General features: G+C 39.8%; 19 protein-coding genes and 1 other annotated feature. Of the genes, 11 read left to right on the top strand and 8 right to left on the bottom strand.

Annotated features, from left to right (window positions below; genetic code table 11):
* Window positions 1–42 precede the first annotated feature (42 nt).
* The gene (rfbB, locus tag EAI95_RS02970; RefSeq protein ID WP_048717358.1) at window positions 43–1,089 is read left to right on the top strand and encodes a dTDP-glucose 4,6-dehydratase; all 1,047 of its coding nucleotides are present in this window, start codon (window positions 43–45) and stop codon (window positions 1,087–1,089) included.
* A 351-nt stretch (window positions 1,090–1,440) separates the two neighbouring features.
* On the opposite strand, the gene EAI95_RS02965 is transcribed toward rfbB, so the two are convergent.
* Window positions 1,441–1,839: a DUF6556 family protein gene (locus EAI95_RS02965; RefSeq protein WP_048716729.1), complete on the bottom strand. Its 399-nt coding sequence runs from the start codon at window positions 1,837–1,839 to the stop codon at window positions 1,441–1,443.
* 102 nt (window positions 1,840–1,941) lie between these two features.
* A complete protein-coding gene (locus EAI95_RS02960) occupies window positions 1,942–2,505 on the bottom strand; it encodes a hypothetical protein (protein ID WP_048716731.1) in 564 nt (187 codons plus the stop codon).
* A 238-nt stretch (window positions 2,506–2,743) separates the two neighbouring features.
* Between EAI95_RS02960 and EAI95_RS02955 the strand changes: the two genes are divergently transcribed.
* The 5 genes from EAI95_RS02955 (at window position 2,744) to rpmA (ending at window position 6,400) form a co-directional block, all read left to right on the top strand.
* Window positions 2,744–3,886, top strand: a complete 1,143-nt coding sequence (locus EAI95_RS02955) for a cysteine desulfurase family protein (RefSeq protein WP_048716734.1) — start codon at window positions 2,744–2,746, stop codon at window positions 3,884–3,886.
* A gap of 21 nt (window positions 3,887–3,907) precedes the next feature.
* Window positions 3,908–5,128 carry a tRNA uracil 4-sulfurtransferase ThiI gene (thiI, locus tag EAI95_RS02950; protein ID WP_129822148.1) on the top strand — a complete coding sequence of 407 codons (1,221 nt, stop codon included), beginning with the start codon at window positions 3,908–3,910 and terminating at the stop codon, window positions 5,126–5,128.
* A 167-nt stretch (window positions 5,129–5,295) separates the two neighbouring features.
* Window positions 5,296–5,382 (top strand) — a sequence feature (ribosomal protein L21 leader region).
* Window positions 5,383–5,415: 33 nt separating this feature from the next.
* The gene (gene rplU / locus EAI95_RS02945) at window positions 5,416–5,730 is read left to right on the top strand and encodes a 50S ribosomal protein L21 (protein WP_003007734.1); all 315 of its coding nucleotides are present in this window, start codon (window positions 5,416–5,418) and stop codon (window positions 5,728–5,730) included.
* A gap of 15 nt (window positions 5,731–5,745) precedes the next feature.
* On the top strand, window positions 5,746–6,090 hold the full coding sequence (locus EAI95_RS02940) for a ribosomal-processing cysteine protease Prp (RefSeq protein ID WP_006596492.1): 345 nt from the start codon (window positions 5,746–5,748) through the stop codon (window positions 6,088–6,090).
* A gap of 16 nt (window positions 6,091–6,106) precedes the next feature.
* The gene (rpmA, locus tag EAI95_RS02935) at window positions 6,107–6,400 is read left to right on the top strand and encodes a 50S ribosomal protein L27 (protein WP_003002805.1); all 294 of its coding nucleotides are present in this window, start codon (window positions 6,107–6,109) and stop codon (window positions 6,398–6,400) included.
* Window positions 6,401–6,485: 85 nt separating this feature from the next.
* Here the strand turns inward: rpmA and EAI95_RS02930 are convergent, their stop codons facing one another.
* The 3 genes from EAI95_RS02930 to EAI95_RS02920 form a co-directional block, all read right to left on the bottom strand.
* Complete coding sequence (locus EAI95_RS02930; protein ID WP_129822147.1) at window positions 6,486–7,589, bottom strand: site-specific integrase; 1,104 nt, start codon at window positions 7,587–7,589, stop codon at window positions 6,486–6,488.
* Window positions 7,590–7,827: 238 nt separating this feature from the next.
* Complete coding sequence (locus tag EAI95_RS02925) at window positions 7,828–8,643, bottom strand: MazF family toxin-antitoxin system (RefSeq protein WP_129822146.1); 816 nt, start codon at window positions 8,641–8,643, stop codon at window positions 7,828–7,830.
* 53 nt (window positions 8,644–8,696) lie between these two features.
* Entirely contained in the window at window positions 8,697–9,458 is a 762-nt protein-coding gene (locus EAI95_RS02920; protein ID WP_155223218.1) for an XRE family transcriptional regulator, read from the bottom strand.
* Between the two features lie 452 nt (window positions 9,459–9,910).
* On the opposite strand from EAI95_RS02920, the gene EAI95_RS09955 reads away from it, so the two are divergent.
* Window positions 9,911–10,066 carry a hypothetical protein gene (locus tag EAI95_RS09955; protein WP_155223217.1) on the top strand — a complete coding sequence of 52 codons (156 nt, stop codon included), beginning with the start codon at window positions 9,911–9,913 and terminating at the stop codon, window positions 10,064–10,066.
* Here EAI95_RS09955 and EAI95_RS02915 read toward each other — a convergent pair.
* Entirely contained in the window at window positions 10,020–10,718 is a 699-nt protein-coding gene (locus EAI95_RS02915) for a hypothetical protein (protein WP_129822144.1), read from the bottom strand. The genes EAI95_RS09955 and EAI95_RS02915 overlap by 47 nt on opposite strands.
* Before the next feature lie 76 nt (window positions 10,719–10,794).
* Here EAI95_RS02915 and EAI95_RS02910 point away from each other — a divergent pair, with 76 nt between their 5' ends.
* Window positions 10,795–10,977: a hypothetical protein gene (locus EAI95_RS02910; RefSeq protein ID WP_129822143.1), complete on the top strand. Its 183-nt coding sequence runs from the start codon at window positions 10,795–10,797 to the stop codon at window positions 10,975–10,977.
* Here EAI95_RS02910 and EAI95_RS02905 read toward each other — a convergent pair.
* Window positions 10,974–11,198, bottom strand: a complete 225-nt coding sequence (locus EAI95_RS02905) for a DUF2188 domain-containing protein (protein ID WP_129822142.1) — start codon at window positions 11,196–11,198, stop codon at window positions 10,974–10,976. The genes EAI95_RS02910 and EAI95_RS02905 overlap by 4 nt on opposite strands.
* Window positions 11,199–11,357: 159 nt before the next feature.
* Between EAI95_RS02905 and EAI95_RS10085 the strand changes: the two genes are divergently transcribed.
* Together EAI95_RS10085 and EAI95_RS02895 are read left to right on the top strand one after the other, a co-directional pair.
* Entirely contained in the window at window positions 11,358–11,474 is a 117-nt protein-coding gene (locus tag EAI95_RS10085) for a helix-turn-helix transcriptional regulator (protein ID WP_257573089.1), read from the top strand.
* A 68-nt stretch (window positions 11,475–11,542) separates the two neighbouring features.
* Complete coding sequence (locus EAI95_RS02895; protein WP_129822141.1) at window positions 11,543–11,731, top strand: helix-turn-helix transcriptional regulator; 189 nt, start codon at window positions 11,543–11,545, stop codon at window positions 11,729–11,731.
* A gap of 146 nt (window positions 11,732–11,877) precedes the next feature.
* Here EAI95_RS02895 and EAI95_RS02890 read toward each other — a convergent pair whose 3' ends face one another.
* Window positions 11,878–12,261, bottom strand: coding sequence for a DUF2513 domain-containing protein (locus tag EAI95_RS02890; RefSeq protein WP_238662887.1), 384 nt, complete (start codon window positions 12,259–12,261; stop codon window positions 11,878–11,880).
* 504 nt (window positions 12,262–12,765) lie between these two features.
* Between EAI95_RS02890 and EAI95_RS02880 the strand changes: the two genes are divergently transcribed.
* Entirely contained in the window at window positions 12,766–13,668 is a 903-nt protein-coding gene (locus EAI95_RS02880; protein ID WP_048690250.1) for a LysR family transcriptional regulator, read from the top strand.
* Window positions 13,669–13,670 lie beyond the last annotated feature (2 nt).

The raw sequence follows: 13,670 nt of genomic DNA, 5'->3' as shown, positions 1-13,670 counted from the left end.
GATTTAAGGAACGATTAAAAAACTAATATTTTTGGAGAAAAAATGACTGAATACAAAAACATCATCGTAACCGGTGGCGCTGGTTTCATCGGTTCAAACTTCGTACACTATGTCTACAACAACCATCCAGACGTGCATGTGATTGTCCTTGACAAACTCACTTACGCAGGTAACCGTGCCAACATCGAAGAAATCCTTGGGGACCGTGTTGAATTGGTTGTGGGTGACATTGCTGACGCAGCATTGGTTGACCAACTGGCTGCTAAGGCTGATGCGATCGTTCACTATGCGGCTGAAAGCCACAATGACAATTCATTGAATGACCCATCACCATTTATCCACACAAACTTCATTGGTACCTACACACTCTTGGAAGCTGCTCGTAAATACGATATTCGTTTCCACCACGTGTCAACAGACGAAGTGTATGGAGACCTTCCATTGCGCGAAGATCTTCCTGGACATGGGGAAGGTCCTGGTGAAAAATTCACTGCAGAAACCAAATACAACCCATCATCCCCTTATTCATCAACCAAGGCTGCTTCAGACTTGATCGTGAAGGCTTGGGTTCGTTCCTTCGGTGTTAAGGCAACCATTTCAAACTGTTCAAACAACTATGGACCATACCAACACATCGAAAAGTTCATCCCACGTCAAATTACCAATATCTTGTCTGGTATCAAACCAAAACTTTATGGTGAAGGCAAGAACGTCCGTGACTGGATTCACACCAACGACCACTCAACTGGTGTTTGGGCGATTCTTACTAAGGGTCGTATTGGTGAAACTTACTTGATCGGTGCTGACGGTGAAAAGAATAACAAGGAAGTGCTTGAGCTCATCCTTGAAAAAATGGGACAACCAAAAGATGCTTACGACCGTGTAACAGACCGTGCTGGTCACGATTTGCGTTACGCTATTGATTCAACAAAATTGCGTGAAGAATTGGGTTGGGAACCACAATTCACAAACTTCGAAGCAGGTTTAGAAGAAACCATCAAGTGGTACACAGACAACCAAGACTGGTGGAAAGCTGAAAAAGAAGCTGTCGAAGCCAATTACGCGAAGACACAAGAAGTGATCAAATAAAAATTAGCCTCTGTTGATCAGGATTTCTGGTCGACAGAGGCTTTTCTATATTTTTAAAATAGACTATACTGTTTTTTAGAATGCATACAAACTTTTTTTGATAAAATAACTAGTTAATTTTTTTAAAAAGGTGATGTTTGATGGTTTGATTCATTTATGTAGTTATAAAACTTTCCGCTGTGAGAAAAGTGCTTGAAACAATAATGTTTCAAGCACTCGGGAGTTTTGGAACCTTAGGTCCAAAACTAAGTCATGGAACTTCTTCGAAGTTCGCTGACGTCCGTACTCACCTAAGGAAAGTTTTTTTAAAAGTACTCTTTTCTATAATAAAAAGACCAACTGGTCTTTTTATTAATTAGCAGATGATTCGGTATCCGTAGCAGACGGTGTTGTGTCTGCAGGAGCTTCACTGGCACTGGTTTCTACCTGTGACGAGTCAGTTTGTTCAGAGCTTGCTTCGGATGCTTGGCTACTGCTAGCACTGGTATCTGTTCCCGTAGCACTTGAATCAGTAGCAGATCCATCCTTTTCATGGACAACAACAACGCTAGTGGAGCCATCTTTTTTCTCCTCTGTTTTAGCTGTTGGTTTCATGATACTGTAAATAGTAAAGGAAGTAACGATAATACCGAGAAGACTAGCAATCGTTGCGACAATCATCTGGAATAAAGAAAGGCTCTGTTTCACTTTTTCGCTTCTTGATGGTCTGTTGCTGTCTTGGTGTTTTTCTTTTCGTGAGTATTGTGACATATTCTATTTCCTCTTCATTTCATTTTTTGTTCTTTTATGTGAACACTTTAGTCATTATACGTTATTTTTATGAAAATGTCTAAGAAGAAATGGAAGAGATTTTTAAAATTTCAAATTGCTTTCAAACTGGACGCTTTGAGTCTCGCTTGCCTCAGAGGACGTTTCAAAGTTTGCCTGTTCTTTTTCAGAGACGGAAATTGGTTGGTTTGTTTGACTAGGCTGGCTGATGATTTCATGGTTACTAAAACTAGAGGAGTCATTAGGAGAGATAAACTGACCGTTCGCCTGAACCTCTATCTTGTTTGGATCCGGGATAGAGTAGTCAATCTTACCCTTGAATTCCTTGGTTTTTGAAATCACTTTTACATCTTTGACACGGATGATACGACGGAACCAGCCATTGTATTCGACCAAGCAATTGAATTTGATGTAGCTATCGGATTCACCAGGGATTGGTTGGATAAGGCTCATTTCGCGGAGGCTGCCTTCATCTTCCCTAAAGTAAGGTGGCTTCTCCAAGGGCTGTTGTAGGTCACACTGTCCTTTACCGTGACAGGCTAGTCGGGCAGAAGGGAGGGAAAATGGAAGTGGTGGTAGGACAGTGAGCAGTCCTCCAAGAGCAAGACTTCCACCTAGGGCAATGGAAAAATAGATCGGTCGTTTCATGCTTGTCTCCTTGTAACTTCAATCAGTTCCAGTTCTGGACTTGAGTAGGTCATAAAAAACAACAGGGGGTCTTGTAAGCGTTTTACAAAACTCTCCATCTTCATCATAAGCTATTTTGAAAAATTTACAAGTTTTCTGTCTGAAACTAGGAACAAAATGAAGCCTGCCAAATCCTTGTCCCTCCAACCTATAAATGTTACAATAAGATGATTGAAAATTGACTAGGAGAGAGTGGAAGATGATTTACTTTGATAATTCAGCAACAACCAAACCTTATCCCGAGGCCTTGGCTACCTACACGGAAGTCGCAAGCAAAATTTGGGGCAATCCATCTAGCTTGCACAACCTGGGAAGTCAAGCGACCCGGATCTTGGAGGCATCCCGCAAGCAGATTGCTTCCCTCCTAGGCAAGAAAGCAGAAGAAATCTATTTCACCTCAGGTGGGACTGAAGGAGACAACTGGGCGATCAAGGGAGTTGCTTTTGAAAAAGCTCCTTATGGCAAGCATATCATTGTCTCAGCTATTGAGCATCCAGCTGTGAAGGAATCGGCCCTTTGGCTACAAGGTCAAGGATTTGAAGTGGATATTGCTCCAGTCGATGCGCATGGCTTTGTCCAAGTAGAAGAGCTGGAAAAACTCTTGCGTCCGGATACAACCCTCGTTTCGATCATGGCTGTCAATAATGAAGTGGGTTCTATCCAGCCGATTCAAGCTATTGCAGACCTATTGGCGGATCGTCCGACCATCACTTTCCATGTCGATGGGGTTCAGGCGCTGGCTAAGGTTTCAACCGCTCTCTATTTGCCAGAACGGGTGGATCTAGCGACCTTCTCCAGTCACAAGTTCCATGGACTTCGTGGGGTTGGTTTCCTCTATCTCAAAGAAGGCAAAAAGATCAGTCCCCTCTTAACAGGTGGCGGACAAGAAAAGGACCTTCGTTCGACGACTGAGAACTTAGCTGGAATTGCAGCGACTGCCAAGGCCTTGCGCTTGGCGATGGAGCGTCAAGAGGATTTTGAGCGTAAATGCCATCAGTTGAAGGAAGTCATTCGTGAGGAATTAACTCATTACCCAGATGTGACTGTCTTCTCAGGAGATGAGGGCTTTGCACCCCATATCTTAACTTTTGGTATTAAGGGAGTGCGAGGAGAAGTCATCGTCCACGCTTTCGAAGAGTATGAGATTTATATCTCGACAACCTCTGCCTGTTCTTCCAAGGCTGGCAAACCAGCTGGAACCCTGATCGCTATGGGAGTCGATAAGGCTCTGGCGCAAACAGCTGTCCGTCTTAGCCTCGATCTCGAAAATGACATGAGTCAGGTCGAGCAATTTTTGACCAAGTTCAAACTGATCTATGAAAAGACGCGAAAGGTGCGTTAAGGAAAAGAAAAGGAAGTTACTATGCCATTAACTTATTCAGAAATTATGATCCGCTATGGGGAGCTTTCTACTAAAGGAAAGAACCGGATGCGCTTTATTAATAAATTGCGTAATAATATCTCAGATGTCTTGTCCATTTACCCAGCTGTCAAAGTGACAGCCGATCGGGACCGGGCCCATGCCTATCTAAATGGAACGGATTATGAACAGGTAGCTGAATCCCTCAAACAGGTCTTCGGGATTCAAAATTTTTCACCCGTTTACAAGATTGAAAAATCAGTCCCAGCCTTGATTTCAGCCGTTCAAGAAATCATGCAGGATATTTACCAAGAAGGGATGACCTTCAAGATTTCCAGCAGACGAAGTGACCATTCTTTTGAGTTGGATAGCCGTGAGCTCAACCAAACCTTGGGTGGCGCTGTCTTTGAAGCGATCCCAAGTATCCAAGCCCAAATGAAAAAACCGGATATCAACCTCCAAGTAGAGATCCGGGAAGAAGCAGCCTATATCTCTTATGAAACCATTAAGGGAGCAGGTGGTCTGCCAGTTGGGACGTCTGGTAAAGGCATGCTCATGCTATCTGGTGGGATTGATTCTCCAGTAGCGGGTTACCTAGCCTTGAAGCGTGGTGTGGACATCGAGGCGGTCCACTTTGCTAGCCCGCCTTATACCAGCCCGGGTGCGCTGAAAAAAGCCCACGATTTAACTCGTAAATTGACCAAGTTTGGGGGCAATATCCAGTTTATCGAAGTACCTTTTACTGAGATTCAAGAAGAGATTAAAGCCAAGGCGCCGGAAGCTTATCTCATGACCCTGACCCGTCGCTTTATGATGCGCATTACAGACCGTATCCGTCAAATCCGTGGAGGCCTAGTCATCATCAATGGGGAAAGTCTTGGTCAGGTAGCTAGCCAAACGCTAGAGAGCATGCAGGCTATCAATGCCGTGACCAATACGCCCGTCATTCGTCCAGTGGTGACTATGGACAAGTTGGAGATTATTGACATCGCCCAGGCCATCGACACCTTTGAAATCTCTATCCAGCCTTTCGAAGATTGCTGTACCATCTTTGCACCAGACCGTCCAAAGACCAATCCAAAACTAAAAAATGCGGAGAAGTATGAAGAACGCATGGACGTGGAAGCCTTGGTGGAGCGTGCGGTAGCAGGCATCATGATTACTGAGATCAGACCACAAGCAGAGACTGATGAAGTTGACGAGCTGATTGAGGATTTGTTGTAAGATCCATTGAGATTGCTTGAAGAATCAGCAAGACCAATCGATGAAAAAGGGGAAAACGCTTGTTTTCCTCTATTTTTATCATTAAATGATGAAAATCCGTTTTCAAGGAACAAAAATACTTGTCTTTGTCTGATAGAAGTGATATACTTAGAGAGTTGACTATGCACATGCCTGTGCAACCGCTCGATCATCGTTGCTCATCCTTTGAGCTTAAGTGGTTCGTCCCACGATGCTAGGCGAGTCTTCACAAAATACGGGGAAACCCAAAAATACATAGGAGGTGCATAATGAGCACATACGCAATCATTAAAACTGGCGGAAAACAAGTTAAAGTTGAAGTTGGTCAAGCAGTTTACGTTGAAAAATTGAACGTTGAAGCTGGTCAAGAAGTTACATTTAACGAAGTTGTTCTTGTTGGTGGTGAAAACACTGTTGTCGGAACTCCACTTGTTTCAGGAGCTACTGTTGTTGGAACTGTTGAAAAACAAGGAAAACAAAAGAAAGTTGTTACTTACAAGTACAAACCTAAAAAAGGTAGCCACCGTAAACAAGGTCACCGTCAACCTTACACTAAAGTTGTCATCAACGCAATCAACGCTTAATTTTTAGGAGAACACATGATACAAGCAGTCTTTGAACGAGCCGAAGATGGCGAGCTGAGGAGTGCAGAAATTACTGGTCACGCCGAAAGTGGCGAATACGGCTTAGATGTCGTGTGTGCATCGGTTTCTACGCTTGCCATTAACTTTGTCAACTCAGTTGAGAAATTTGCAGGCTATGAACCGGAACTAGAATTAAACGAAGAAGAGGGTGGCTTCATGCGGGTCACAATCCCGACAGACATTCCACCTCATCAAAGAGAAATGACCCAACTATTCTTTGAATCATTTTTCTTAGGGATGGCAAACTTATCGGAGAACTCATCGGAGTTCGTCCAAACAAGAGTTATCACAGAAAACTAACTGGAGGAAAACAATTATGTTGAAATTGAATCTTGCTAACTTGCAACTTTTCGCCCACAAAAAAGGTGGAGGTTCTACATCAAACGGACGTGATTCACAAGCAAAACGTCTTGGAGCTAAAGCAGCTGATGGACAAACTGTAACAGGTGGATCTATCCTTTACCGTCAACGCGGTACTCACATCTACCCAGGTGTGAACGTTGGACGTGGTGGAGACGATACTTTGTTCGCTAAAGTTGAAGGCGTAGTACGCTTCGAACGCAAAGGTCGCGATAAGAAACAAGTTTCTGTTTACCCAATCGCTAAATAATCGCTCTAAGTAGCATTAAATAAGGCTTTCCGAGTTTTCGGAGAGCCTCTTTTTTTGTTTTGATACCCACGCTGATACCCATATTTCAAAAACCAATGTAAGAAGCGAACTTGTCAGCTACTTCATCCTTTGCTTTTTGGGTGACGTGAGCATAGATGTCCATAGTGGTTTGAATATTCTCATGACCGAGTCTTTCCTGGACTTCCTTGATAGTAGCACCAGCTTCGAAGAGTAGAGAGCAGTGTGTATGCCTAAATCCATGAGGTGTGATTCGTTTGAAATCAGGGTACTTCCTCCAGATTCTGTTCAACATATTGTTGACATGGACAACACTCTTGGGTTCTCCATTATCATTTTTAAAAAGAAGTCCTTTTGTACTATACTTGTGCCAATCTTTTAAAACCTTGATTGTTTTTGAATCGAGGGTAATTGTTCGGGCACTCTTTTTTGTCTTTGGAGTTTGAAAGATAAGTTTATTATCTTCACCCTTGGCCAAGGTTTGATTGACAGTAATCTGCCCTTTTTTAAAATCGATATCAGACCATCTTAGAGCGCTAATTTCATTCTTTCGCATTCCGGTAAAAGCTAGTAATCTAAAATACGTCATCATTTCATTATCGTCGAAGCCTTTAACGATTTTAAAAAATTCCTTAAGTTCTTCTTTGTTGTAGAACTTTTCAAGTTCATTTGTATTATTTTTTTGTCGTTTTGGCTTAAGAGTCTTTCTCATAGGGTTACTATCAATCAATTCCATAGATATTGCATAATCAAATATCTGATTAGCAATGCTGATGATACCGAAAAAACGCTTATATTCTTCAGCCCATTTATTAACCTGAGTTTGGCACATGGCCAAACTTATTTTATTTATAGGTTTGTCTCCAAAATGAGGGATAATAAGTCTGTCTGCTTTGTCGATTTGGCTAACATAGGTTGATTCTTTTACAGTATTTCTATAATGCTCTTTCCAAGTTTCATATACCTGATTAAAAGTAGTAGTGGTATTTCTGCTTCTAAAGGTTTTCTTCTCATAATCAGATAAACACTTAGCTTCAGCCAGTCTAGCTTCTCGTTCGGTTTTAAAGCCACGTCTAAGAGTAACAATCTTCTTGCCAGTCAATGGATCAATTCCATGATAGGCTTTAAAATAGTAGGCGAAACCATCACCTTTTTTATATTTTTTGATCATTGATTTTCACCTCATTTCTTGTTAAAATGGGTATAGTAAAGAGGGCTTTTTAATGCCATTCTTTCTATACAGCACATCCTCACATTTTAGCTTGCAGGCGATTGTGGGGATTTTTTTCTTTTTATAGAAAACAAAAACACCTATCCTTTAAGACAGGTGCTATCAGTGAGTCCTTTTGGACACAAAATAATTCCTCAATGGCAAGATACCTTGCCAAGATTACACCATTATCTTAACACTATTCTGTTTGTTTGTCAACACGTCTCCAAGGACCAGATAACAATTTTCTTGCAAGAGCTTGGTCTATTTCGTCCATCGTCTCTTTGCTTAATTGAATTTTCCCAACAGGATCCAAATCGTTTATTGGTTTCGCAATTTTTAATTTACTGACTGAAGTAATAGAATCAATCTTTGCATAAGAAACCTTGTTGTAATTTCGATATAGCTTCTTCAAATGATTAATCTTATCTAAATCTGATTGGATCCATTGCTTTATTGTGACATTAGCAACCGGTATATGTTTGCCATCTGGATCGTGTCGATTATAATATTCATGCCAATCCTTATAATTAGGGTGATTCTCCCCCATATGGAAGTGACTAGGAGGTTTTGGTAATGAATAATGTAAACGTTCAAGGTCAAAAGTCATATTCAAGATTTCTTGCATCTTTTTCACTTGTTTTTCAGCATCATTCATAATTCCAGAAAAGATAGCTTTCCCAATCGAAATATTTTGTTTCCCGCTTTTTGAAGTAAGTGGAAGAATGGTCAGCTTTCCTTGTTTAGGATGATCGTCTTTGTCTAGCACTATTCCGAAGTGAGAGTTTGAGAACTCTGTACCTGTATTTATTCCAAAATGTATAAATACAATAGTTCCTCTTTTATATCTAATAAACTTTTTCTGTTTATTATTGTTTTCAGAACGAAAAATTTTGGCACGAAGAACTTCGTGTTGTGGTAAAGAGAGGAATTTTGGGTTGTGCGGATTCAGAGCCACGTTAAGTAGTATATCTCTAGAAGCCGTTAATTTTCGTTTATGTTCATTGTCATTCATGTAAATTGATCACTCCTATTCGTCAACCACCATCATTTAATTCACGATGGTTTTTATTTTTCTTCTCTATACACATCCACGACTTTACCGATGATCCTAAAATCACTGTTTGAATCAATCGGTATATCTTTGTATTTCTTATTGAAACTTCTCAGATAGGCCTTATCTTTCTCTATAATAAGCTGTTTGATATAGGCTTCTCCCTCGTAGTCAAATACTCCAACCGTACCACTTGGAAGCTCTACCGTCAATTTAACAAAGACATAATCCCCAGATTTATAATCGGGCTCCATCGAATCTCCGTCAATCGGACAAACAAAGTCAGCATCTACCTTCACAGGTAGTTGGATTGTCTCTATCTGTACTTCATTCAAATATTGTCCTGTACCAGCAGAAACAGGCTGATCGTAGTAGTTGTATGTAATATATTCGACGACCAAATCATGGACTTCAGCTAGTCTCTTCTTAGCTTGTTTTTGCTCTTCAAGTTGTCCTTCTGCGTAAGTTAGTACATTGCGCTGGTATGGTTCTGGGTCGAGTTCTTTAACTGTATTAACAATTTTGTCAACGATACGATTCTCAACAATATTTTGTGTTGCTGAACGATCTTCAACAAGATCTGATTTCATCACACCGAAGTAATTTGCAAGCATTTCTATTTTGTCAATCCGCGGATATGTTTTACCATTTATCCAGTCAGAAACTGTCATATACTTCAAGTTCAAATCAGCTACTAGGTCATTTCTAGTTTTGCCATATTTTTGAAGGTAGTATTTTATATTTCGAGACATAATCTCTTTATTTCCTAATGCCATAAAAATCGCTCCTTTTATTATATTCTACGGTTAAAACGTAAAAAAGTAAAGAAGAATGATAAAAAAATAAAAAAAACGTATTTTTTTATTAACATCACGGTTTAACCGCGATAAAATATAATCAAGGTTAAGGAATTAACCAAAAACAAAAGGAAGGAAGGACAGTATGCTAAGCCGAAAGCAAAAGAAAAAAGACCCTTGGTTGACACAACCAAGAGCCACAGTGATAGCGGCGATCATCGCACTGATAGCCGTGTTACTCCAACTCTTATTTAGATAAGAGTTACACACAGTTGTAGGAGGGGTGCAAGCCCCAACCCTACGACTTAAGTTTAGCATACTGTTCGGAGAAAAGCAATGGACGACAAAAGATGGGAAATCGGCGGTTTGGTCGCAGTAGGAGTGGTTATTGTAATTGTAATTTTAAATTTAATTAAGTAGGAGGTAGTTTCATGCTGAACGAACAAGAAAAAACAGCAGTTCGTGAACTGCTGAATAGCGTCAATGTTATCCGTAGTAAAACAGAAGAATTGGTTCAATTACAAACCGAACAGAAGATGCTTATTTACTATCTTCAGGGCGTGATAGATGCTTCAGATCAGGAGTAATGAAAGGTGTTGATTCTCGAGAACGTTCTAAAAATGTTCGGATACCTTTGCTATCAATTCCATTAATTTCTGATGAGATTGTAAAATTTTTATTAGTATTTTTCTTCAACAATTCTAGTATTTTATCTAATTTATTGTTAATCGTTTGGTTTGATGAATTTGCAAGAATATCGTCGATCTTATTATTCAAGTCATTTAATGTTGTTTGCTGTTGTTCTTTTTCGTCAGGCATGATAAAACCATCAAAACTTTTAATCATCTCGTGAAGTTTATTTTTGGCTACGTCAATGTCCTCTACTTCTAAGGAATACATGATTGTTCTATTGCTAGAAACATCAAAAGGCAAACTTTCTCCGTGATGAATAATCGGGATCATAGGCCGATTAAGAGCCTCTCTAAATCCTAGCTCATAAAAAGCATTAGGATTGTGGCCAGTCATATCTGCAATTACAAGATGATCATGTTTAAGATGACTAATAATACTGTCGTTGATATTTCCAGATGAACTTTCTTGATCGACTCGAACTACATTGTAACCTAGTTCTTCACAGACAGGTTTAATTAGATTTCTCAATACTTTGTTTGCGTGTTTATTGGTGGCATCTCCTGGTGAACCGATAGCAGTAACAACAAAACAAGTTTTATCAGACATAAATACTAACCCCAATCGTTTTTATTTTTATTATACCAAATAGCGATAGGAAATTAAATAATAAGGAGGTGAAAGAATGAAACCTAAACGATATCCGTATAGATTTAAACCAAATCGGGTGAATATTTTAGATAGTCGTTTCTATACACGACTAATTGTTGAAACTAGTGACGGTAAGAAAAAAATAGCAGAAGTCACATTGGATGATGTAACTCCTGCTACAGGATATGTTATAAGGCTAAGACCGAAATATGACTAGCCTTTAGGAGGGAATGGATCTTTACCGTGACTGTCTCGGCTTTGGATTTTCCCATCTTTTCCATGAATGATTAGCTCGGAACCTTGATTTTGTGAAATCTGTCTAGCAATGTTTGTAGCTTCTCTCTTCGTAGTAGTATGAGCTGTTGCTCTAGAATTGCCAGCACCTTTCACGTTCCAACCGCCATTCTTGGCAGGTACGACATGTTGGTTTTTGCCCATAGTTTTTCCTCCTTTCCGTTGAAATTTTGACTAAAACGGTGAGAGGTCTCAGTCAAGATACATTATAATGTAAAAGCTTTTATTTGTCAATATATAGTGGTATAAAGGATTGAATATGTTGCGCGTACACAACATATAGTGTTTAAAATGTAGAAAAAGATTGAACAACAATTAAAATCAAGAGGCTGGTCAGTATATCGACTAGCTAAAAAATCAGGCATTTCTCAATCGAATTTTTCCAACTTAAAGGCTGGAAAATTGAAAGAGATGTCTTGAACGAATATGTGAAAATTAGCTGATGCACTAGAAGTCAGCTTGGACGAATTTAGATAGGAGGTGAAAGAATGCAGATTCTGCTATATAAGTTGAGAAAAGAACACGGCCTTTCTCAAAGAGAAATGGCAAAATTGATAAATAAAAGTGAAGTTACTTATCGAAATAAAGAATTAGGGAAGACGGCCTTCACTCAAAGTGAGATGTTTATAATCGCTCGACATTTCAATAAAGAGTTGGGCGATATATTTACACCCTGAACTTCACGAAACGTGAAATCCAAGAAAAGAGAATTTATGAACGAACTGAAAATAAGAAAAGACGGCGTTTATTTGAATAACCAAAAATTAAAAGGTGTGCAATCAATCAAATCAAAAAGCACGGCTGAAAGCAACCATGCTACTGTCTACTTAAAATTTACTGCCAAGTTGATTTGAAATGAGGTTGGTAATAACTTGTGATGAAATATCTTTAGAACATCCAATGAAAAAGAGCCGACACTTTTGGCAATTTCCTTTGTTTTATTCCAGTTATTATCTTGACGTATATCATTAATGAAACGATGACCATAAGGTGATAGATCCTCAATGGAGAAGCCTCCAAAATAGTGTACCACTTTGAGGAATAATCCGCTGTGTTCGCATTGTCGTACATGGTAGAGGATTTCTTCTCGAGAATATTTTGGAGTAAGTTCTTTGAAAATCGATTCTTCAGAAACATCATTTGAATACGTCGCATTATTTTCTACAACAAAAAGAATATCTCGAATACAATCGGGATTTAGTCTCATAACTATCACCTCGTTTTTTTTTATTATACCAAATTTAGGAAGGAATACTATGAACGAACTTATTAATGTAACCTAGAATGATAGTTAGGAGTCAGCGGTGTCGGGTAGACAACTGAAAAGGAGCTTGAAGTGAAAACCCAATATGCCGATTGGTTCGATCAAATGATTGACTAAAGTTATTCAGAAAATCAAAATCTTTTGCTTCTCAAAAATGAGTAGCAAAAGATCAAGGGGGGGATAATATTGTCTAGAAATATCCACACCAAATCGATTTGAAAGTTGGTTGAAGCTTTGCCTTTTCTTTCTGAGTTCATAAATTTTAAGCTTATTATTGTACGTTAATTTAACAATAAAAACACTCCGAAAAGTTAAATTATTCTGTCTAACTTTTGAGGTGCAGTTGACATCAGGGAGTTTTTTTGTGCTCTTTCGATTGATGCCCCCATCTTTTTTCATCCTCTAGATTATGGTATAATGGAGTGATATTGTTAGAAGGAAGAAGACATGAATATTCAACAATTACGCTATGTTGTCGCGATTGCCAATAGTGGTACTTTTCGTGAAGCAGCTGAAAAAATGTACGTCAGTCAGCCGAGTCTGTCCATCTCTGTGAGAGACTTGGAGAAGGAACTGGGCTTTAAAATTTTCCGTCGGACTAGTTCTGGGACTTTCTTGACCCGCCGCGGGATGGAATTTTATGAAAAGGCCCAAGAATTGGTCAAGGGCTTTGATGTTTTTCAAAACCAGTATGCCAATCCTGAGGAAGAAAAGAAGGAATTCTCAATCTCGAGTCAGCACTATGATTTCCTTCCCCCTTTGATTACCCAATTCTCAGTCCTTTATCCGGAGAACAAAGATTTCCGAATCTTTGAGTCGACAACGGTTCAAATCCTGGATGAAGTGGCTCAGGGTCATAGTGAACTGGGGATTATCTACCTCAATAAGCAAAATACAAAAGGGATCATGCAACGGGTGGATAAACTGGGCTTGGAAGTCGTTGACCTGATTCCTTTCCAGACTCATATCTATTTGCGCAAGGGTCATCCATTAGCTAAGAAAGAATCCTTAGTGATGGAGGACTTGGCACACCTACCGACTGTTCGCTTTACCCAGGAAAAGGATGAGTATCTCTACTATTCGGAGAACTTTGTCGATACGAGTAGCAGTTCCCAGCTCTTCAATGTGACGGACCGCGCAACCCTGAATGGGATTTTAGAGCGGACCGATGCCTATGCGACCGGTTCTGGCTTCTTGGATAGCCAGTCGGTGAATGGCATTACCGTTATCCCCTTGATCGATGATCTGAATAATAAAATGGTCTATGTCAAGCGGGAAGAGGTAGATCTCTCACCGGTAGCTGAGAAGTTTGTCCAAGTTATGGAAGCCTACTTTGATGAGAAGAGGTAGGT

It is taken from the genome of Streptococcus sp. bf_0095 (assembly GCF_004166885.1).
Classification (GTDB): domain Bacteria; phylum Bacillota; class Bacilli; order Lactobacillales; family Streptococcaceae; genus Streptococcus.
This window is presented reverse-complemented; position numbering and strand designations above follow the sequence as displayed.

Excerpts from the sequence above, each read along its gene's own strand:
- rfbB (WP_048717358.1), top strand. The coding sequence starts at position 43 with ATGACTGAATACAAAAACATCATCGTAACCGGTGGCGCTGGTTTCATC.
- EAI95_RS02965 (WP_048716729.1), bottom strand. The coding sequence starts at position 1,839 with ATGTCACAATACTCACGAAAAGAAAAACACCAAGACAGCAACAGACCA.
- EAI95_RS02960 (WP_048716731.1), bottom strand. The coding sequence starts at position 2,505 with ATGAAACGACCGATCTATTTTTCCATTGCCCTAGGTGGAAGTCTTGCT.
- EAI95_RS02955 (WP_048716734.1), top strand. The coding sequence starts at position 2,744 with ATGATTTACTTTGATAATTCAGCAACAACCAAACCTTATCCCGAGGCC.
- thiI (WP_129822148.1), top strand. The coding sequence starts at position 3,908 with ATGCCATTAACTTATTCAGAAATTATGATCCGCTATGGGGAGCTTTCT.
- rplU (WP_003007734.1), top strand. The coding sequence starts at position 5,416 with ATGAGCACATACGCAATCATTAAAACTGGCGGAAAACAAGTTAAAGTT.
- EAI95_RS02940 (WP_006596492.1), top strand. The coding sequence starts at position 5,746 with ATGATACAAGCAGTCTTTGAACGAGCCGAAGATGGCGAGCTGAGGAGT.
- rpmA (WP_003002805.1), top strand. The coding sequence starts at position 6,107 with ATGTTGAAATTGAATCTTGCTAACTTGCAACTTTTCGCCCACAAAAAA.
- EAI95_RS02930 (WP_129822147.1), bottom strand. The coding sequence starts at position 7,589 with ATGATCAAAAAATATAAAAAAGGTGATGGTTTCGCCTACTATTTTAAA.
- EAI95_RS02925 (WP_129822146.1), bottom strand. The coding sequence starts at position 8,643 with ATGAATGACAATGAACATAAACGAAAATTAACGGCTTCTAGAGATATA.
- EAI95_RS02920 (WP_155223218.1), bottom strand. The coding sequence starts at position 9,458 with ATGGCATTAGGAAATAAAGAGATTATGTCTCGAAATATAAAATACTAC.
- EAI95_RS09955 (WP_155223217.1), top strand. The coding sequence starts at position 9,911 with ATGCTGAACGAACAAGAAAAAACAGCAGTTCGTGAACTGCTGAATAGC.
- EAI95_RS02915 (WP_129822144.1), bottom strand. The coding sequence starts at position 10,718 with ATGTCTGATAAAACTTGTTTTGTTGTTACTGCTATCGGTTCACCAGGA.
- EAI95_RS02910 (WP_129822143.1), top strand. The coding sequence starts at position 10,795 with ATGAAACCTAAACGATATCCGTATAGATTTAAACCAAATCGGGTGAAT.
- EAI95_RS02905 (WP_129822142.1), bottom strand. The coding sequence starts at position 11,198 with ATGGGCAAAAACCAACATGTCGTACCTGCCAAGAATGGCGGTTGGAAC.
- EAI95_RS02895 (WP_129822141.1), top strand. The coding sequence starts at position 11,543 with ATGCAGATTCTGCTATATAAGTTGAGAAAAGAACACGGCCTTTCTCAA.
- EAI95_RS02890 (WP_238662887.1), bottom strand. The coding sequence starts at position 12,261 with ATGAGACTAAATCCCGATTGTATTCGAGATATTCTTTTTGTTGTAGAA.
- EAI95_RS02880 (WP_048690250.1), top strand. The coding sequence starts at position 12,766 with ATGAATATTCAACAATTACGCTATGTTGTCGCGATTGCCAATAGTGGT.